The 19133-nt window shown below is 63.3% G+C and carries 18 protein-coding genes; 4 read left to right on the top strand and 14 right to left on the bottom strand.

The window, feature by feature from the left end; translation table 11 throughout:
* Window positions 1-24: 24 nt before the first annotated feature.
* The 5 genes from ABWP22_RS02990 to ABWP22_RS02970 all read right to left on the bottom strand — a co-directional run bounded on the left by ABWP22_RS02990 (window position 25) and on the right by ABWP22_RS02970 (window position 6758).
* Complete coding sequence (locus tag ABWP22_RS02990; protein WP_353198460.1) at window positions 25-2826, bottom strand: ATP-binding cassette domain-containing protein; 2802 nt, start codon at window positions 2824-2826, stop codon at window positions 25-27.
* Window positions 2823-3608: an ABC transporter permease gene (locus ABWP22_RS02985; RefSeq protein ID WP_353198459.1), complete on the bottom strand. Its 786-nt coding sequence runs from the start codon at window positions 3606-3608 to the stop codon at window positions 2823-2825. The genes ABWP22_RS02990 and ABWP22_RS02985 overlap by 4 nt, the downstream gene beginning before the upstream one ends.
* Before the next feature lie 6 nt (window positions 3609-3614).
* Window positions 3615-4838 (bottom strand): KpsE/RkpR family capsule polysaccharide export protein, encoded by a 1224-nt coding sequence (locus ABWP22_RS02980; protein ID WP_353198458.1) that lies wholly within the window; start codon window positions 4836-4838, stop codon window positions 3615-3617.
* Window positions 4839-4878: 40 nt separating this feature from the next.
* The gene (locus tag ABWP22_RS02975) at window positions 4879-6321 is read right to left on the bottom strand and encodes a mannose-1-phosphate guanylyltransferase/mannose-6-phosphate isomerase (RefSeq protein WP_353198457.1); all 1443 of its coding nucleotides are present in this window, start codon (window positions 6319-6321) and stop codon (window positions 4879-4881) included.
* A gap of 149 nt (window positions 6322-6470) precedes the next feature.
* Window positions 6471-6758 carry a hypothetical protein gene (locus tag ABWP22_RS02970; protein ID WP_353198456.1) on the bottom strand — a complete coding sequence of 96 codons (288 nt, stop codon included), beginning with the start codon at window positions 6756-6758 and terminating at the stop codon, window positions 6471-6473.
* A 279-nt stretch (window positions 6759-7037) separates the two neighbouring features.
* Here ABWP22_RS02970 and ABWP22_RS02965 point away from each other — a divergent pair, with 279 nt between their 5' ends.
* Window positions 7038-8078: a polysaccharide biosynthesis/export family protein gene (locus tag ABWP22_RS02965; RefSeq protein WP_353198455.1), complete on the top strand. Its 1041-nt coding sequence runs from the start codon at window positions 7038-7040 to the stop codon at window positions 8076-8078.
* 17 nt (window positions 8079-8095) lie between these two features.
* A complete protein-coding gene (locus ABWP22_RS02960; RefSeq protein WP_353198454.1) occupies window positions 8096-9289 on the top strand; it encodes a glycosyltransferase family 4 protein in 1194 nt (397 codons plus the stop codon).
* 4 nt (window positions 9290-9293) lie between these two features.
* On the opposite strand, the gene ABWP22_RS02955 is transcribed toward ABWP22_RS02960, so the two are convergent.
* Window positions 9294-10205 (bottom strand): branched-chain amino acid aminotransferase, encoded by a 912-nt coding sequence (locus tag ABWP22_RS02955; protein ID WP_353198453.1) that lies wholly within the window; start codon window positions 10203-10205, stop codon window positions 9294-9296.
* 185 nt (window positions 10206-10390) lie between these two features.
* On the opposite strand from ABWP22_RS02955, the gene ABWP22_RS02950 reads away from it, so the two are divergent.
* Window positions 10391-10903 (top strand): MarR family winged helix-turn-helix transcriptional regulator, encoded by a 513-nt coding sequence (locus tag ABWP22_RS02950; RefSeq protein WP_353198871.1) that lies wholly within the window; start codon window positions 10391-10393, stop codon window positions 10901-10903.
* Window positions 10904-11048: 145 nt separating this feature from the next.
* Here the strand turns inward: ABWP22_RS02950 and proC are convergent, their stop codons facing one another.
* The 7 genes from proC to ABWP22_RS02915 form a co-directional block, all read right to left on the bottom strand.
* Window positions 11049-11831: a pyrroline-5-carboxylate reductase gene (gene proC / locus ABWP22_RS02945; protein WP_353198452.1), complete on the bottom strand. Its 783-nt coding sequence runs from the start codon at window positions 11829-11831 to the stop codon at window positions 11049-11051.
* Between the two features lie 31 nt (window positions 11832-11862).
* A complete protein-coding gene (locus ABWP22_RS02940) occupies window positions 11863-12381 on the bottom strand; it encodes a type III secretion system chaperone family protein (RefSeq protein WP_353198451.1) in 519 nt (172 codons plus the stop codon).
* Between the two features lie 95 nt (window positions 12382-12476).
* A complete protein-coding gene (locus tag ABWP22_RS02935; protein ID WP_353198450.1) occupies window positions 12477-12749 on the bottom strand; it encodes an accessory factor UbiK family protein in 273 nt (90 codons plus the stop codon).
* Between the two features lie 4 nt (window positions 12750-12753).
* Window positions 12754-13302, bottom strand: a complete 549-nt coding sequence (locus ABWP22_RS02930; protein WP_353198449.1) for a TspO/MBR family protein — start codon at window positions 13300-13302, stop codon at window positions 12754-12756.
* A gap of 78 nt (window positions 13303-13380) precedes the next feature.
* Entirely contained in the window at window positions 13381-14112 is a 732-nt protein-coding gene (locus ABWP22_RS02925; protein WP_353198870.1) for a TlyA family RNA methyltransferase, read from the bottom strand.
* On the bottom strand, window positions 14109-14429 hold the full coding sequence (locus ABWP22_RS02920) for a hypothetical protein (protein WP_353198448.1): 321 nt from the start codon (window positions 14427-14429) through the stop codon (window positions 14109-14111). Before ABWP22_RS02920 ends, ABWP22_RS02925 begins: the two co-directional genes overlap by 4 nt.
* Window positions 14430-14505: 76 nt before the next feature.
* Window positions 14506-15729 (bottom strand): radical SAM protein, encoded by a 1224-nt coding sequence (locus tag ABWP22_RS02915; protein WP_353198447.1) that lies wholly within the window; start codon window positions 15727-15729, stop codon window positions 14506-14508.
* 47 nt (window positions 15730-15776) lie between these two features.
* On the opposite strand from ABWP22_RS02915, the gene ABWP22_RS02910 reads away from it, so the two are divergent.
* Window positions 15777-17501 (top strand): O-linked N-acetylglucosamine transferase, SPINDLY family protein, encoded by a 1725-nt coding sequence (locus ABWP22_RS02910; protein WP_353198446.1) that lies wholly within the window; start codon window positions 15777-15779, stop codon window positions 17499-17501.
* On the opposite strand, the gene ABWP22_RS02905 is transcribed toward ABWP22_RS02910, so the two are convergent.
* Window positions 17446-18996 (bottom strand): PEP-CTERM sorting domain-containing protein, encoded by a 1551-nt coding sequence (locus tag ABWP22_RS02905; RefSeq protein WP_353198445.1) that lies wholly within the window; start codon window positions 18994-18996, stop codon window positions 17446-17448. The genes ABWP22_RS02910 and ABWP22_RS02905 overlap by 56 nt on opposite strands.
* Between the last annotated feature and the right edge of the window lie 137 nt (window positions 18997-19133).

Genomic DNA, 19133 nt, shown 5'->3' with positions numbered 1-19133 from the left:
ACCCGACCAACGCCATCCATACAGCTACAGTATATTTGTTTTGTCACCTGTAGCCAACTTCAGCATCGAATACATCGGAAGATGCACAGCGTTGACCGCTTCATGATTGCGTTGCCACGCAAGCCAAAGTGCAACCTGATCAATGGTCCACAGATTATGACGATGGGCATCTGCATCTCCGAACACGCGCAACAGAAAATCGCGCACGTCCCGCGCCATGCGTATGCCGTGTTGGCCGTTGTCGAAGTAGACGATGCCGGCCGGAATTTTGGTCCAAGGTACAAGATTGGAAAGCGCGGATTGCATTGATCCGAAATCGGAATTGCCGCACCAATCGACGATCTCGCCCCACGCCCAGTTGATCAGGCAATCAGTCTCCGTGATCAGTATCGGCTTCTGATACAAATCCAGAAGTTTCGGCGCGACCAGAAACCGCCCAGCAGTATAATAGGCGATCCTGACATGCCGCGGCGCATCATCGAATGGAAAAAAATCCGTGGTCACATTGAACGAATAGGTCCGTTGCAATTCACGGGCAAGTTCCAACGCTTCAACATCGGGATCAATGATATGGACATGCATCATCGTCCGTTCACTATCGATCGCATTGCGGGAACTTCGCACAACAGCCGGGCCATAGCGTTTGAAATAGGTGGCATCACAGGAAATCAGGTGAACAAGTCCGGCCCCAGCCGATGCATTCTGCGCAGCCTCGTCGCCGCTGACATCATCGAACTGGGCAAATTGCGCGGAAAAAATACCGCGATTGAAATGAATGATATCAAGGTCACCAGCAGTTTGGGCGGCCTTGGCATACCATCCGATTGCGTCGGGGATGCGCTGGTCGTCCACGGACAGATGACCCTGGTTGGTCAATGCGCACACGCTATCGGGATCGATCGCCAATCTATTGTCAATCAAGGACTGAATATGATTCCGCCAGCCCGGCAATCGTGATCGCGCGATCTCCACGCACAGCAGATCGAACAGTTTCCCGCCTTGGGCATCTATCTGCCCAGCCGTGGCAGCCGCAAACAGGCCAGCCAGATGATGCTCTGCATCATGATAGCGACCCAGAGCGATCAACGATTCTGCATAGGCTTCATGATCGATCGCAAGCCCGTCAGCGAGCGCTAGGCCCGCAAACAATGCGCAGGCTTCATAATCATGGGCCGCATAGGACTTCGAGGCCGCTTCTGCGGCGTTCCCCGCCACATCGCAAGAGGCGGCGGGCGATCGCCCGTCAACACGAACATCAGCCACGCGGTGATCAACCGGCTCACCGTCGATCAGCAGCGTCACCTTTACCTGATCAGGCCGGTCGGCGTGTCGAACAATCAATTCAGAGCCATGGCTGTCACCGCCCGAAAATTCGGCATAGCGTCGGAACGAGTTCGACGCATGGCCATTGGCGGATATAATTTCCCGGCTTGAACCGATTTCGATGGCTATCCGCATGGAATCATCGCGGCGCCCAGCAAGGCGGAAGCCCTGGACACGCACGGAAACAACGCCCAGTCCGGGATATGAAACAGCCGTGACCTCTTCCAGATTATCGCCAGGGTGTGCGATCAGGTGAGGCAGGCCTGACAGCGCGCCGCCGTCAAGATATGTTTTACAATCAATGACATATCGGCTGATTTCGCGCTTCAACGTATCAGATGCGCCCAGGCGCGCCGCGAATTCAAATGCCTCGCCCGCTTGGGCGTAACATCCGATATCGAACAACGCGATGCCAAGGTTGCGCTGGGCCCAGAAGGAATGCGGTTCCAGTTCGACGGCCATGCGGTAAGCGCTGATCGCTTCCTTGACGCGTTCATTGCGCACGAGCAGATCGCCCAGCACGACATGGTAAAGGCTGTTTTTGCCATGAAGATGGCCGACGGCCCGAGCCAGGTTGATCGCCGCAGACTGATTGCCCATGGCCCTGACGATGTCGATGACCCGCAAGGCCATCGAAAAATCGCCCAGCTCATTGGCAAAGGCCTTCGCAACCGATGGCAACATGTCGTGACCGATACCGTCCTGATCCAGCCCGAAAATCACCTCGGCCAAGCTCTGCGCTCGTTCTTCCATCAGCGCACCGCTCGACCTTTCTTCAATAACCACGCGTGAGGGCTCCGATGTATCCTCCACGTCCCCGATCGTGGCCGCAATGATTGGCGGCCGCATGGCCTGTTGCGCACTATACACTTCGTAGGCGGCGTCAACGCTGGGAAAAGATCGCAGCACGCCGGCTTCCAATATGCTTGCTGAAGTGCAATATTCTCTTACAAAATCAGCATGGTGCGAAACGATCAACAACGCCCGATCAGCGCGCTTCACAAACAGTTCTTCGTGGCATTTGGCCTGAAAGCGACTGTCACCCACAGCGATGATCTCATCGATCAGAAAGCAATCAAACTCCACCGCCATCGACACGGCAAACGCGAGTCTGGCGCGCATGCCGGCGGAATATGTTCGCAATGGCTCGCGGAAATAACGGCCAAGCTCTGAAAAATCCTCGACGAACGCAACCTTGCTGCTGGGATCGACGTTGTAAAGGCGGCAAACAAATTTGAAGTTGTCGTACCCGGTCAATCGGCCAAGAAATGCGCCGCCGAAGGCAAGTGGCCACGAAACCGACATCTGGCGCTCGATGCAGCCTGAGGATGGCCGTTCACTGCCACTCACCAGCCGGATCAGCGTGGACTTGCCCGCGCCATTTCTGCCAAGGATCCCGATCCGCTCACCACGCCCGATGGTAAGATCGATATTGCGCAGAACCGGAACCGAAGCGCCCCTGCTTCCCGGGTAATTCTTTGATATGTTTTCCAGCCGGATCATTCGGGCACGACATCCTTGCTGATCCGCCTGATTTGAATGAGCCCGAGAAAAAACAACAACATGATCATGGCGGTCATGTAACTGCTGTCATAAATCACGTTGATCTTTCCGCCAAAATAACCCTCACGGATCATCTCCACCCCGTGGACCATCGGCAAAGTCAGCACAAACTCCTGGGCTGCCTTCGGCAAGCTATCAACCAGGAAGGCAGCGCCCGACAACGGAAACAGCAGATAAGAGGCCGGGTGCCAGAGTTTTTCGACAGCCTCATACTGTTCTGACAGGGCACCCAGAAAAAACGCGAGCGACATGCCGAACATCGCCAGCATGAACCAGCCATAGGCGATCTGCAGCAAGTTCTCCGGCGGCTTGATCCATTCGATCGCAATGAAGATCACGGAGAGGACCACAAAGGAAATCGTTGCGCCGGCGGCCTCAAGCAATATACGCGCCAAATAAATATCAATAATCTTGATATTTCGGTGGTTCATAATGGCAAGATTGTGCGTTACCGACATGATACAACGGCTAGGCATGTTACGCCAAAGCAGTACACTTGAGTAACCTGTGAGCGCAAAAGCCACAATCGGCAGATCGGAACCATGCACCGACTGGGTGGCGGTCCATAATGCAGTAACACCCAACGTGAACAGCATGGGTTCAACAAAGAGCCATAAAAAGCCGATATTGTGCCGTCCGTAACGGGTCAACATTTCACGCAGCAAAAGTGCCACCACGGTGCGCCGTTGTATTGCAAAAGACGAAGCCAGCTTGCTCGCCATATCAAATCAAGCGCTATGTTCGCGCACGCCAGCCAACAGCATGGACAATATGCCCCAAGCCACAAGCCCAATGACGATCGTTGCCAGGATGCCGCGCAAGCGCCGCGGTTCCATCGCATGGTCTGGCAGGCTGGGCTGCGCGACCCGTTCAACATAGGCACGCTGGCGACGTGCGTCGTTGCGTGAATCCTGCAGTGCTGCCATTGCCAACCCAAGTTGCCGGTCTGCAAATTCGCGTTGCAACTGAAGGCGCTGGTACTGTGCGGCCTCGGCCGAAAGAGAACGGCTGTTGCCCGCGACTTGGCCAAGTTGCTCGTTGATAGCCTGCTGCAGTCCGGCAATCCGCATCTTCAACAGCGGTATCTGCGAATTTTGGCTGGCAACGGTGGTCAGTTGCACCAGTTGCATCCGCGCGCCAATCAGCTCATCCTGCAACTTTGAAACCATCTGAAGCTGCACGGTTGCCTGTTTCTCCGGGTCCAGCACGCCGGCGCTATTGCGGTAGGCTGCCAGCGCGAGGGCCGCGCGCCGGGCCTGCGTCTGCGCTTCTACAGCCTCGCGCTCGGCGTAACGCACCTGATCGCCCTGGCCGCGCTCATTCAACTGGTTGACCAACGCTTCGGCCTGCGCAAGCAGTCTGCTGTTGATCTGGCGCGCATCGTCAGGTGAAAAGGCGCGAACGGTCATCGTAGTGATGCCGGTATCGCTGTCAAATTCCACACCGACCTTGTCTCTATAAAAGAGAAACAATTCTTCAAACGAACCTGCATATCCGAACGGATCAAAGCGATTGAACAGGGAGACCTGCCTATTGCCCCAAGCCACGCGCGCCAAACCATCCTTGTCTAGCGTCCGCAGCGCATCGCGGGACTGGATATAGCCTTGGGCAGCTTGCACTTCCTCACTGGCGTTGGCAAATCCGGCCGAACTCAACAAGACCCCCAAGCCGCTCTTTTGGGGCTTTTCAGGGCTGCGCACGACGAAACGGGTTTCGGACACATATATGTCCGAGGCGATCAGGCCAAAATACAGGATGCTCAACGTCGACGGCACAAGTACGGTCATCCAGAAAATGACACCCATGCGCCGCAGTTGCGAAATTGCACTGCCGAACCGGCTGACACGCTGCTTCTCGAGACTGCCCGGCACGTCACCCGGCGGTCGAACCCTGCGCTGGTCAAACGCCACAACTTCTGACGGTTGTGGCAGATTTTCAGGATGCGAATTCATAGTTCCCGACACAAAATGGATGACCGCACAGCGTAAAATCTCACGACATTCCTACCCGAGAATAGCGATCAGCATAACGGATGATGTCATCTTCACCCAAGTAGCTTCCAATCTGCACTTCGACCATGGTCACTGGTTCATCGCACAAATTCTCCAGTCGATGGATCGCCCCAAGCGGGACGAAAACATAGCCTCCGCCATCGACATCATGAACGCTATTGCCAACAGTTATGCGGGCCGTCCCAGACAGGATGATCCAGTGTTCAGCCCGGTGATTGTGGGACTGCAAGGACAAGGCCTGATGCGGACTGACCACGATCTGCTTGACCTGGAAGCCATCGCGCACGGCGACACTTTCGTACCAGCCCCATGGCCGGTGATCCCGGCGACTGCGGTCGGCCTGCGGCCGTTCCATCTTGCGCAGATCGTTGACGAGTTTCGACAATTGCTGGCTCGAAGCGCGTGGCGCCACCAGCACAGCATCATTGGTGGCAACCACGATCATTTGATCCAGATCCAGACCGACCACCATCTGGTCGGGCACGTCGGTTCGCACCAGACTGCCCTGGCAGTTGAACACCAGCGCGTCCCCCACCAATACATTGTCATTGCCGTCGCCGTCGCCGTCGCGCCAAACACTGTCCCAATCACCGAGGTCGCTCCAGCGGCCTGAAAACGGCATGACTGCCAGATTGTGCGCCTTTTCCATGATGGCAAAGTCGATGGAAATGCTGCTTGCCTTGAGCCACCCACGCTTGCCGAGCAAAGTGAGACCGGCTTCAAGCCGCGCTTCGGCCACTGAATCCTGCACGGCATCGTACAGATCGGCAGCAAGGGACTGGTAGGCGGTCACCAGCGTGCGCGCTGACATGAGGAAGATGCCCGCGTTCCACAAATGACGCCCGCCATCCAGCATGGCTTGAGCGCGGACCGCATCTGGCTTTTCGACAAACCGCACCAACGTTTGCGGCAACGCCGCATCGCGGGCCGCAGGGTCCATCATTTCCAGATAGCCATAGCCCGTTTCTGCCCGGACCGGCCGGATCCCGAAGGTCACGATATCGCCGGCCGACGCCCGCGACGCGGCGGCCACCACGGCCTCGCGAAAGGCGGCAACATCGGCAATGCGGTGGTCAGACGGCAGCACCAGCAACAATGCGTCGGGATCGTGCTGCGCAAGATGCAGCGCTGCGGCCAGAACCGCTGGTGCGGTATTGCGCGCGTCGGGTTCTATGATGATGCTGCCCGGCGTGCGTTCGATCCGGGCCAACTGTTCGATCACCCAGAACCGCTGGTCCACACCGGTCACCACCATTGGAGCTGCAAAATCGGCGGCATCCACCAGGCGAACGGCATGCTGAAACAGGCTCAGGCCATCGATGATCAGGGCAAACTGCTTGGGTTGATTGCGCCGGGATGCCGGCCACAGCCGCGTTCCGGCCCCGCCGCAGAGGATAACCGGATGGATCGGAGCGAGCGTCATTCGATTGTCTCCCGGGGGATGGAAGAAAGTAGGCAGACAAACGAATCCATCAGTTCAATGCTCAATCAGCTAAAGTGCGCTTTACCACTATTTCATTCAGACTACTTGAACGCTGAAGCGTGACTGACACCAAATCTAAGATCACTCTTTCAGTTACATCTTGCCAGGAAATAAAAACCTGTTGCTATTGTTTTACCAGGCAAGAATAGGCTTTTCTCCGATTTCAGCGCCTTGAGGCGCGAGATATTTCCACTGGTTAAGCAACTTACATCCGCTTTGCAAATACGGTCATCGCTGGCCCTCGTCAAGCGCTGGAGATGGCTCGCGCCTGGCTCCATGGCAGCTTGGCGCGTTTTTGAACCTGTCAGCCGCGAGGCGAAGCAAGCCGTGCGAGCACCTCGACCATCCAGCTTTGCCACTGTGATCGAAGTGGCCATTCATCCATCGGTTTGGCGAGATTTTCAGGCCGACAACGGGGACGATGTCGTTGCGCCGGCGCGGCTTTGACACGGCCGGATGCAAATGCGATGGCGTCGACAGCAATGCGGTAACCTGCGAAAGAACCGCCGCTGCATCACCCGGAATACATTGGCAAAACCCTCATGAAGCGATCTTTTCCCGCCGCTCCCGTTGTCGCCATCACGGCAATCACCCTGTCGTTGACCGCGTGCCAACCATTTGGCCCAAGCCGCAATGCCGTGCTCCGCGCGGCGCGCGTGCCTGCAGGACCCACTGATGCTGCCGCCAGCATCAAGATCGTGCAATTGAGCGCAGATATGGCGTCGCAGTTGCAGAGGCCACCATCATGGCCGGCCTTTGCCGACGTTCTGGGTGACGCGCAGCCGATCGGCGCGGCCGTCGGCACTGGCGATGCGCTGGAAGTGACCATTTGGGAAGCGCCGCCGGCGACCCTGTTTGGCGGCGCAGCGGCGGATACCCGCATCGGCAGTGCCATCAGCACGTCACGGCCGAGCACCCTGCCCGAAATGCTGGTCGGCCCGGATGGCGCCATCAATGTGCCCTTTGCCGGCCTGGTGCCGGCCAGTGGCCGCACGTTGCGGGAGATCGAAGGCGAGATTGTCCGCCGGCTGCGCGGCCGCGCCAACGCACCGCAAGTGCTGGTGCGCCTGGTGCGAAACGACACCGCCACGGTGACCGTGGTGGGCGACGTGAACCAATCTGCGCGATTGCCGCTGTCGCCTCGTGGTGAGCGTCTGCTGGATGTCCTGGCCCAGGCTGGCGGGGTCAAGCCGCCGGTAAACTTGACGACCATCCAGGTCACGCGTGGGGCGAACAGTTACCGCATGATCCTGTCGGACATTATAGAGCGCACGGAAAACAACATCCTGCTGTCACGCAACGATGTCGTCACCGTGCTTTATCAGCCTTACAGCTTTACCGTGCTGGGCGCCGCCGGCCGAAACGACGAGATACGTTTCGAGGCCTTTGGCATCACCCTTTCGCAGGCGCTTGGGCGCTTTGGCGGGCTGCAGGATGGCCGTGCAAACCCTCGCGGCGTGTTTCTGTTTCGCTGGGAGGCCCCGACTGTGCCCGGCGGCCCGCGCACGCCGGTCATCTACAGCTTTGACCTGAAGGATCCGGCCGTGTTCTTCCTGGCGCAACAGTTTCGCATGAACGATCGCGACCTGATTTACATCACCAATGCGCCCGTTTCGGAACTTCAGCGTTTTGTGGGTATCGTGTCGCAAACCTTGCTGCCGATCGCCACGGTGACGACGGTGATCCAGCAAAACTGATCGAAAAGGCGCCGGATGTGCGCGACAATGAGGCGCCCCTGTTGTTTGATGCGTCGCGGCTGGTCTGGCGACGCTGGGCCGGTGTGCGCCCGACCGGGATCGATCGGATCTGCTCGGCCTGGTTGCAGCATTATGCCAGCCAATCCCAGGCGGTGCTGCTCCACCGCCACGGCCGGCATATCCTGTCTGGCTCCGCATCGCAGGCCCTGTTTCAATTGCTGGCCGAACCAGAGGCGGCCGGCGATGGCCATGGCGGTCGCAACCAGTTTCGCCGGGCCTTGATCGGTTGGGGCCTGCGTCACTTCGGGTCGGCGCAGCGGGCCCGACCGGGGCTTGGGCGGTTGTGGCTCAACATCGGACACACGGGATTGGATCTGCCAGGCCTCGCGTCGTGGTGCCGTTCCGCGCAACTGCGCCCGGTGCTGATGGTGCATGATCTGATCCCCATCACCCATCCGCAATATTGCCGTGCCGGAGAGGCTGATCGCCACCGGCTGCGGATGCACGCCTTGCTGACCATCGGCCACGCCGTGATCGGCAACAGTCAGCACACCATCGAAACGCTGGCCGATTTTGCCCGCAGCGAGGCACTGGCCATGCCGGCGGCGCTGGTTGCCTGGCCGGGCACCCCGCATCTGCCCGTGACAAGCGACACAGTGGGTGGGGAGCAGCGGGACTTCATCATCCTGGGCACCATCGAAGGCCGCAAGAATCACATGTTGCTGCTGGATGTGTGGGATCGGCTGTTGCGCGAACATGGCCGGGCGGCGCCGCGGTTGGTGATCATCGGTCGGCGGGGCTGGGCGTGTGATGATGTGCTGGCGCGGCTGGATGCCGGCGGTTTCGGGGATCGGGTGGTGGAAACCGGGGCGCTCGATGATGCCGCCATTGCCCGACGGCTGGCCAGTGCCCGGGCCCTGCTGTTTCCCAGTTTTGCTGAAGGCTATGGCCTGCCGCTGGTGGAGGCGCTGGATGCCGGCGTGCCGGTGATTGCCAGCGATCTGCCGGTGTTCCTGGAGATCGGTCAGGGCGTGCCCGATCTGCTGCCCCCCGATGATGTGGCCGGCTGGCAGGCGGCCATCATGGCCTATGCCACCGATGGCAGCCCGCTTCGGGCGGCGCAGATGGCCCGGCTGGCGGGGTTCCGCGCGCCCGATTGGGCCGGGCATTTCGCCAGGGTCGATGCGTTTCTGGAAACGCTGCAACCCTGATCCATCACACCTGCGTCGATGCCACCGGCACCACGCCGGTGATGCGGCCGTGCACCAGATCGCTGTAATCCTGCGCCAGTTGCATCGTCGCCTCACCCACCTGGAAGTTCCACGGCCCGATTTCGGCCAGCGGCGTCACTTCGGCGGCGGAACCGGTCAAGAAGGCTTCGCTGAAGGTCGCCAGTTCCTCCGGCCAGATGGCGCGCTCGATCACCTTGATGCCGCGGCGCTGCGCCAGTGCAATCAGGCTGCGGCGGGTGATGCCATCCAGGAAGCAATCCGGAGTCGGCGTGTGCAGCGCACCATCCTTGAAGAAGAAGATGTTGGCGCCCGTCGCTTCGGCCACCTGCCCGCGCCAATCGAGCATCATCGCATCATTGTAGCCGGCATCTTCGGCGGCGTGTTTGGACATGGTGCAGATCATGTACAGCCCGGCCGCCTTGGCGCGCACCGGCGCGGTGTAGGGCGCCGGCCGCCGCCACGGCGCGATGTTGAGGCGCAGGCCCTTCTTCAGCGCCTCGGCGCCGAAATAGGCACCCCATTCCCAGCAGGCGACCGCCAAATGCGGTTTGGTCTTCTGTGCCGAAACGCCCATCTGCTCGCTGCCGCGCCACGCCACCGGGCGCACATAGGCATTGGTCAGGCCATTGGCGGCCAGCGTCTGCCGGCAGGCTTCGTCGATCTGTTCCACCGTGTACGGCAGTGCAAAGCCCATGATGCGCGCCGAATCGATCAGGCGCTGCGAATGGGCCGACAGCGCATAGATCTGCCCGCCATAGGCGCGCGCGCCTTCGAACACCGAACTGGCATAGTGCAGGCCATGGGTCAGGATATGCACATTGGCTTCGCGCCACGGTTTCATGGCTCCATCGAACCAGATGAAGCCGTCGCGGTCGTCGAAGGTGGCATCGATCATTGGGCACCCAATATTGGTGTTGATTGGTGTTGTGGCAATTTTCGGCGGCACAACCGCTTATGCAGTGCAACAAACGAACGACGAACCGTCCGGCTGTGGCATGTTCTTGCGCTGGCCGCTTGTTCTGCCATAATGGCTGTGCAAGATATGTCAACATGACTGTCCCAAATCGCCAGGCACCCCAGATGCAATTTTCCGCCGCTGCCGCGCCGCCGCTGAAGGTGACTCCCGCCTCCCCGCTGTTCCTGCGCGAAGATGAAATCCGCCGTGGCATCGAGCTGTTGTATTTCGGCTACAGCGCGATGATCCGCGGCGCCGATGCCATTCTTGAGGCACAGGGCCTGGGGCGGGCGCACCATCGCGCGCTCTATTTCATCGCGCGGCGCCCCGGCCTGTCGGTGGGCGAGCTGCTCGGCTTGCTCGGCATCACCAAACAGTCGCTGGGCCGGGTGCTGACCGATCTGAACGGTCGCGAACTGGTCGAACAGCGGATCGGCACCAACGATCGTCGGCAACGCCTGCTGCTGTTGACGCCCGCCGGTGCAGCGCTGGAAGCGCGCTTGTTCACCGAGCTGGAACGCAGCATGGCGTCTGCCTACAACGAGGCCGGGCAGCAGGCAGTCACCGGGTTCTGGGCGGTGCTGATGGGGCTGGTGCCGCCAGCCGACCGTGCGCAGGTGGAGGCGTTGCAGGGGTAACGGGACCAAGCTGGGCGCTCGGCACCCCTCCGTCGCCTTCGGCGCCACCTCCCCTTGAAGGGGAGGAACACGTTCCTCCCCTTCAAGGGGAGGTGGCGAGCGCAGTGAGCCGGAGGGGTGGCGCGCTTGGAAACCGCAGCGCGCCTTACCCCAATTCGCGCGACCGGGCCGCTGCCGCCGCCAGCACTTGCTCCAGCAGCGGCGCCAGGCCGGGCATCAACACAGCCAGGCCCGCCGCCGTGGTGCCGCCCGGTGATGTCACGCGCTCCCGCAAGATGGCCGCTGGCGTCGCGCCATCGTGCACGGCCAAGGCCGCCGCGCCGATCACCGTCTGCCGCGCCAGCGCCATGGCCATGCCCGGTTCCAGACCAGCCGCCACGCCGGCTGCGGCCAGCGCTTCGATGAAATGAAACACATAGGCCGGGCCCGAACCGGACAGCGCGGTCACCGCATCGAACTGGGCTTCTTCCGACAGCCACACCGTTGGCCCCACCGGACGGAACAGCGCTTCGGCGGCGCCCTGCACGATATCGCCATCGCGGGTGAACAGCGCCGTGACCCCCTGCCCCACCGCCGCCGGCGTGTTGGGCATGGCGCGCACGATGCCGGCACCGGGAAACAGCCGCGCAAGATCAACGGTGGAGACGCCGGCCATCACCGAAATCACCAGGGTGAGCGGGCCCAGCCGCCCGGCCAGCGGCAACACCGCCTGATGCCAGGCCTGCGGCTTCACGGCCAGCACGACGATATCGGGCTTGCCGCTGGCTGGCGGGCGCGGCGATGCCGTGACACCGTCAGGCAGGCTGCGCGCCGCGGGATCGATCACCGCCACCGGCCCCAGGCCTTCATCCAGCCAGCGCCGCAGCAGCGCGCCGCCCATGTTGCCGCATCCGATCAACCAGATCGGGGCATTGCCTTCGCCATCCATGTTCCGCAGCCCTCGCCGTCAGGGCCGGCGCTCAAGCCTCGCCGGCGGTTTCGATCAGCGCTGCCGCCAGTGCCTCAACCGGGGTCTTGCCGGCGATCAGCACCAGTTGGAACACCGGATAATAGCGTTCATATTCCTCCACCGCAGCTTCGGTGAGGATTTCGGCCTGTGCCGCCGACAGATCACCGCCATCGGCGGCATCGTCATCGGCCAGCAAGGTGGCGTGGCGGAACAGGATGCTGCCATCGGCGGACCACAGCTCGAAATGGCCCATCCACAATTGTTCGTTGATCAGGCCGAGCATTTCATAGGCGACGCCGCGCTGTTCGGGGCTGGCGACCAGATCGGATTGCGCGATGATCTGCAGCACCCGATCTTCACCGCGCCACAGCGCCCGCAACTGGTAACTGGTCCAGCCGCCCTTGATGCTGGTGACAATTTCTTCGTCGGCGACACGTTCGGACGCCCAACCGTTGGCGTCGAACAATTGTTCGAGCAAGTCGATGGGGGCCGAATCAATGGCGGCGGGTTCAATCTCGGAAAAGCTCATTTCGCCCCTCCTCTACAGCAACGCCCACAGGCTGGGCAAGGCTTGCCGATTCGGCAAGGGGGCTCTGGGGGGCGAACCCCAATCTCTTGTGGATATCAGGCCTGGTCCCCACCAGATGTGCGCGCACTGGCCAGTTCGGCCTTCAGGGCCGCCACTTCGGCCTGCAACAGCACCACGGCTTCGCGAGCCGACGCCGCCATTGCCTTCACCGCATCGAATTCGTCGCGGCTGATGTCGCTGGCGCCGACGAAATCCTTCATGCGCTCGCGCGCGACATCGGAAAATTCGCGGCTGGCGCCGGCCAGCGTGCCCATGGCGGCGGTGGCGACCTTGGACAGGTCTTCAAACAATTTATTGTCGTTCTGCATGGTATCAAACTCCCATCTGCATGGCATCGGCCATCGGATTGAGCATCAGGATCCGCGTGTTCAGCACAGCGGCAAAGCATAGCCACGCCACATAGGGCAGCATCAGCCAGGCCGCCAGCCGGTTGACACGATAAAAGGCCCAGGTGGTCAACAAGGCCACCACCAGCATCACCGCCAGCACGCCGAGCGCGGCGGAAATCATGTGGAAACGGAAGAACAGAGGCGACCAGGTGAGATTGACGGCAAAGCCCGCCAGGAACAGGCCGATCGCCAATCGCTTGCCGGGCGCATCGCGCGTGCCCCACACCAACGCCAAGGCAAAGCCGATCAGCGTGTAGAGGATCGACCAGGCAATGCCGAACAACGGCCCCGGCGGCTGAAACACCGGCAAGGTCAGCGACTGGTACCAGGGGTTGGTTTCGGTCGATCCCGACAGCCGCGCCGCGATGCCGCCGGCAAACAGGATGGCCGGCACCGCCACCAGCGCGGCGCGCGCGAAGCTGCCGGCGGCGAACCACGGGTTGTGCACCTGCGCTGGGGACTCGGTGGTCATTGACGATGGTGTAGCGGCTTGGCCGGCGCGGCGCCATCGAAAGCCTTGGCCGATGATGACGCAGCAGAGATTGGCCCCCTAGCCCCGCTGCGCCGCAATCAGAAATTCGACATTGCCTTCCGGCCCGGTGATCGGGCTGGTCGTCAGGCCCAGCACCGGCCAGCCGGCGCCCGTCAGCCATGCCGACACCTCGGCACAGACGCGGTCGTGTACCGCCGGATCACGCACCACGCCGCCCTTGCCGACATCGGCGCGCCCGGCTTCGAACTGCGGTTTTATCAGCGCCAGCAGGCGCGCGCCCGGCGCGGCAAAGCCCATCGCCACGGGCAGGACCTTCATCAACGAAATGAAGCTGGCATCACAGACGATCAGATCGACCGGTTCCGGGATATGCTCCAACGTCAGCAGCCGCGCAGACAGCCGCTCCAACACCACCACCCGCGCGTCCTGGCGCAATTTCCACGCCAACTGGTTGGTGCCCGAATCAACCGCATAAACGCGCGTGGCGCCGCGGGTGAGCAGCACATCGGTGAAGCCGCCCGTGGACGACCCGACATCGATCGCCACCGCGCCTGCCACATCCCAGCCGAAATGCGTCAGGCCATGATCGAGCTTCACCCCGCCGCGCGACACCCAGGGATGATCGCGGCCGCGCACCTCCAGCGGCGCATCCGCGGCCAACGTGTCGCCGGATTTGGCCAGCTTGCGGGTGTCCGAATAGACCAGCCCTGCCATCACCAGCGCCTGCGCCCGCGCCCGCGATTCCGCCAGCCCGCGCGCCACCAGCAACTGATCGACCCGAATTTTCAGGGCTTTGCGCCATTGGGGAGGGTTTCGAAGCGGCCGAAGCGGCACAGGCTGAACACGGCCGGCGTGAAATTGTCCCGCACCTCGAACAGATCATTGGCGCACAGCCGGGGGCTGGCCTCGCGGCGCACCAGGATCATGTTGGGCTTCAGGCCCGGACAGGCTTCGGGCAATGCTGATCGATGCCAGCGCCCCCCGGCCCGGATCAGCAGTTCGGTTTCGCTGACAAACTTGTAATCCAGTTGCCGCCCGGTGATCAGGCAGGTCGCCGGCTCTGGGGCAGCAGCGGCGGCGAGCAACAGGGCGGCGGCGAAGATCATGCGTGCAGGATAGTCCAATGATCGGGCGTTGCAAAACAGATCCGCACCCGAACCGCATTGCCGGCTCGGCACGGCTTCAGTTCGTCAGATCGATCAGCGCCCGGCCGGCATAATGCATGCGCTTTGCCATGCAGGTCCCGCAAAAGGGGTGGGCATAGCGGCGGCGCTGGATCTCGGCATGATCGAGATCGAGGAAGTTGCCGCCCAGCATATTAGCCTGATCATAGACCGAGCAGCACAGCGCCAGGCTGCCGTCGTGATTGATGACCGTCTGCGCATAGCGCAGCTCGCAATCGCTGTCGGGGTCCTGCTGGCCGGTCAGCGCCGCCTGCCGCTGGCGCGGATCGAGCGGCAGATCGGGGATGATGCCGCCCGGATCGGCCGCCGGGTCGCCATCGAGATAGTCGCCCAGCCGCTCCAGCGGCATGAAAAAGGCATCAATGGGATGATGGGCAAAGCCCAATTCCCGCGCCAGCGCCGCCACCGCCGGAATCTGATCCTTATTGAAGCGATAGATGTGGTGGCCGATCCATACCCTCGTGCCGACCCGATGCTTGTCGATCAGGCGGCGGACTTCGCGCATGTTGGCCAGCACCAGGGCAAGATCGCCGCGCCGATGGCTGCGCGCATAGCTTTGCGGGGTGAAACCCGACAGCGAGATCTTCAGCTCCTCCGGCGCGGCTGAGATCACCGCTTCAAGGCCGTGGCGGATATTGAGGTTGGTCGACAACTGCACCCCGAAGCCAGCATCGTGCGCCATGCCGATCAGGCGCGGCAGTTCGGGATGCAGCAGCGGTTCGCCCCAATTGTACAGCGTCAGCCGCGGCGCGGGGTCCGGGCTTTCGGCGCGGATCTTGGCCAGTATCTGCCCGAACAAGGCTGGCGCCATGAAGCCGCGCGGCCGCGCTGGCGAATTGCCGACCGGACAGGATGGGCAGCGCAGATTGCAGGTGCCGACGACATCGACCGTGTAGCTGTAGGCGCGGCCCTCGCGCGGCGGGTGCCGCCGCAGCCGCCGGCCGCTGTGCGGATCCTGCCACGACGGCGCCAGCCAGGCCGGCAAGCGGCATTGTTCAAGGCGATCGGCGAGCCCTGCGTCCCACGGTTCCAGCGCCGCAGCGTCGGCCAGCCAGGGCTGCGCCTCAAGCCACAATCTGGCAGCGAACAGCGCCTCGCCCATCAGCCGCGGCAGCGCGATCAGCGCGGGATCGAAGCGCCGCGTCGCTTGTAGCTGAGCCGCCGCGGCCACCGCCGAACGGAAGCGGCCCGCCGCCAGATGTGCCGAAATCTCTGCCAACATCAGGGCAATACTTGGCAGAATCGCCTGCCTCATGCCAGAGCCATGTCATGCGGGACGACGCAGCACGACTGAACAGCGTGGGGCAGCAGCGGGCCTTGGCCGGCGATGCGGCCGGGGCGCTCGCCGCCTTTGCCGGCGCGGCGGCGCTGGCACCCGATGATGCCGATGCGGTGGCAAATCACGCGCTGGCGCTGCTGCGCGCCGGCGATCCGTTGGCCGCGATCGCCCGCGCCGAAGCCGCACTGGCGCTGGCGCCCGATCATGCGGTGGCAGCGGCCAATCTTGGCCATGCCCTGCTGGCCGCTGGCCAAGCGCAGGCGGCCGCCGATCGCTTTGCGGCGGTTCTGGCCCGGCATCCGGGCCACGCCGATGCGCTGGTTGGCATGGCCATGGCGCAGCGCACCATGGGGCGGATCGGCAGCGCGCTTGTGGCCATCGATCGCGCCGTGGCGCTGGCGCCGGGATCGGAATCCGCGCTCGGCAACCGGGGCATCCTGCTGCTCGATGCCGCTGATCCCGCCGGTGCCATCGCCGCCGCCATTGCAGCGGCCGGGGTCGCGCCGGCCTCGCTCGGCCATGCGATGAACGCCTTCATGGCCATGAGCTATGACATTGCGCTGGACCCGATGGTGGCGGCGCAGGCCACCTGTGATTGGGGGGCGCGGCTGACGGCCGGGACGCCGCGCCTGCCACTGCCACCACGCCCACCGGGCCGTCCGCTGCGCGTCGGCTATCTCTCGGCCGATCTGTGCCGTCACCCGGTCGCCTGGCTGGGCGCGCGCGCCATGTTGCATCATGATCCGGATCGGCTGATGCCGCTGGTCTATGCCACGGCGCACAGCGACGATGATGTGGCGCGGGCGTTCCGCAGCGGCGTAGCGCTGTGGCGCGACTGCACCAGCCTGGCCGATGCCGACATCGCCCGCCAGATCGCCGCCGATCGGATCGATATCCTGGTGGACCTCGCCGGCCACACCGCTGGCGGCCGGCCGGGCGTGCTGGCGATGCAGCCGGCGCCCAGGATTGTCTCCTGGCTCGGCCATGTCGCCACCACCGGCCTGCCGACAGTTGCCGCCGTGCTGATGGATGAATGGCATGCGCCGCCGGGCAGCGAAGCACTGTTTGCAGAAAAGCTGCTGCGTCTGCCCGGCGGCCGCTTTGCCTATACCCCGCCGGCCGAAGCACCAGAACCGGCGCGACAGCCGGGCGGCCCGGTCACCTTCGGCTGCTTCCAGGCGCTGGCCAAGCTCAATCCGGATGTGGCTTCCCTATGGGTGCAGGCGATGGATCACGTGCCGGGCAGCCGCCTGCTGATCAAGCGCCGCGGCCTGGCCGATCCGTGGCTGCGCGGCCGTATCACGGCCATGTTCGCGGAGGCCGGGCTCGATCCCGTCCGCCTCGTGCTGGAGCCGGAGAGCAATCATGCCCGCCTGCTGGCCGATTATGGCCGGATCGACGTGGCGCTCGATCCCTTTCCCTTCTGTGGCGGCGCCAGCACGGCGGAGGCGCTGTGGATGGGCGTGCCGGTGGTGACGCTGCCCGGCCGCGCGCCGGGATCGCGCCAGAGCTGTGCCATGTTGTCGGCCATCGGCGAGACGGCGACGGTGGCGGCATCGCCCGATGATCATGCCGCCGCCGTGCAGCGCGCGCTGGCGCTGGGCGACAGCCGCAAGCAGCGGCGCGAACGGTTGGCCGCTTCGCCGCTGGGTTCGACCGTCAGGCTTGCTGCGGCGCTCGACGCGGCGCTGATCGGGCTCGCCGACGGCGGCTGAGGCCGCCGATGCCCAGAAAGCCGGTGAACAGCAGCAGCCAGGTGCCGGGCTCCGGCACGGCGCTGTTGCCGAGCAGGCTGAAGGTGAAGCTCTGCCCGGTGCTGCCGAAGCTGGCGCCCTGATCGGTGCCGATGGTCAATGTGCCGAGCGAAGCGGCCGACGATCCCGGCGTGAAGCGGAGCAGCAAGGAGACGGTATCGCCATCACCCAGCACCAGCGTCGGCGCGAAGCCGCTGCCGCTGAAGGCGGAATTGCTGAATTGCAACGACAACAGGCTGAGATCGGTGATGTTGGTGCCGACAGCGCTGATCAGCGGGTTGTTGCTGATGTCGAAGCTCAATTCGGCGAAGCTGCCCGGCGCCACCGTGCCGAAATCGATCGCCTGCGGCAGGGTAGAATTGAACAGCGGCCCGGTGCCGCCCACCGGATTGGCCGCCACGATCCGGCATAATTGCGCGCCGCCATAGCTTTCGGTGCCGGCACCGCAGGCGATGCCGGTGGCCAGGCCGACATCGGGCGCATAAAGGCCAGCGGCGACCGGCGTTGCCGACGATGCGCCGGTGCCGAACACCACGGAGCCGATCGGCGCTGGGGTTGCCGAGGTGGCGGCGGTGCCGGCCACGAAGTAGCCGGGGCCGGCTTCGGTGGGCGCCGTGGCAGCGGTGCCGGAGACAAAGAAACCGGGTCCGGCCGCGGTTGCCGCCGTCGCGGCGGAGCCGGAGACATAATAGCCGGGTTCGGCCGCCGACGGGGCCGATGCACCACTGCCGCTGACGAAATAGCCGGGACCAGCCGGGGTTGCCGCATTCGCTGCGGTGCCGGAGACATAATAGCCGGGTTCGGCCGCCGACGGTGCCGACGCGCCGCTGCCGCTGACGAAGAAGCCCGGGCCGGCCGGGGTTGCCGCCGTGGCCGCGATGCCGGAGACATAATAACCGGGTTCGGCCGCCGACGGTGCCGACGCGCCGCTGCCGCTGACGAAGAAGCCCGGGCCGGCCGGGGTTGCCGCCGTGGCCGCGATGCCGGAAACATAATAACCGGGTTCGGCCGCCGACGGTGCCGACGCGCCGCTGCCGCTGACGTAAAAGCCGGGATCAGCCGGAGTCGCTTCCGAAGCGGCCGCGGAGTCGACAAAATAGCCGGGGCTGGCCGGCGTCTGGCCTGTCTGGCCAGCGCCCGGCACAAAATGGCCGACGTCGGCCGGCGTCTGGCTGGAGGCGCCGGATGTCGGCACATAAAAACCGGGGCTGGCGGCGGTCTGGCCGGTGTTCCCCGTGCCGGTGACATAATGGCCGGGGCTGGCGGCCGTCTGGTTGGTTCGGCCCGTTCCAGGAACATAATGGCCTGGGGTGGCGTCCGTGCAGGGTGTGTTGCCGGTGATGGAGAAGGTGCCGACGGCGCACGGCGTCCCGCCGCCGGGCAGCGGCACAGCCAGAACCGGCGCCGCCATCGAAGCGGCACCGCCCGCCGCTGCCAACCAGAGACTGTACCGCATGACGCTTGATCCCCTGAGATGAGCCCCAGAGGTTTCCTTATGGGAAACTTTGGTATCTGGCTAGGCCCGATGGGCTAACCATCCATTAAGATCGCCAACACGCCGGCCGCAGAACCGATGCCACACATGCCATTCAA

Source organism: Sandarakinorhabdus sp. (assembly GCF_040398665.1).
Lineage (GTDB): Bacteria > Pseudomonadota > Alphaproteobacteria > Sphingomonadales > Sphingomonadaceae > Sandarakinorhabdus.
The sequence above is the reverse complement of the archived record's forward strand: the minus strand, read 5'-3'. Positions and strand labels throughout refer to the sequence as shown.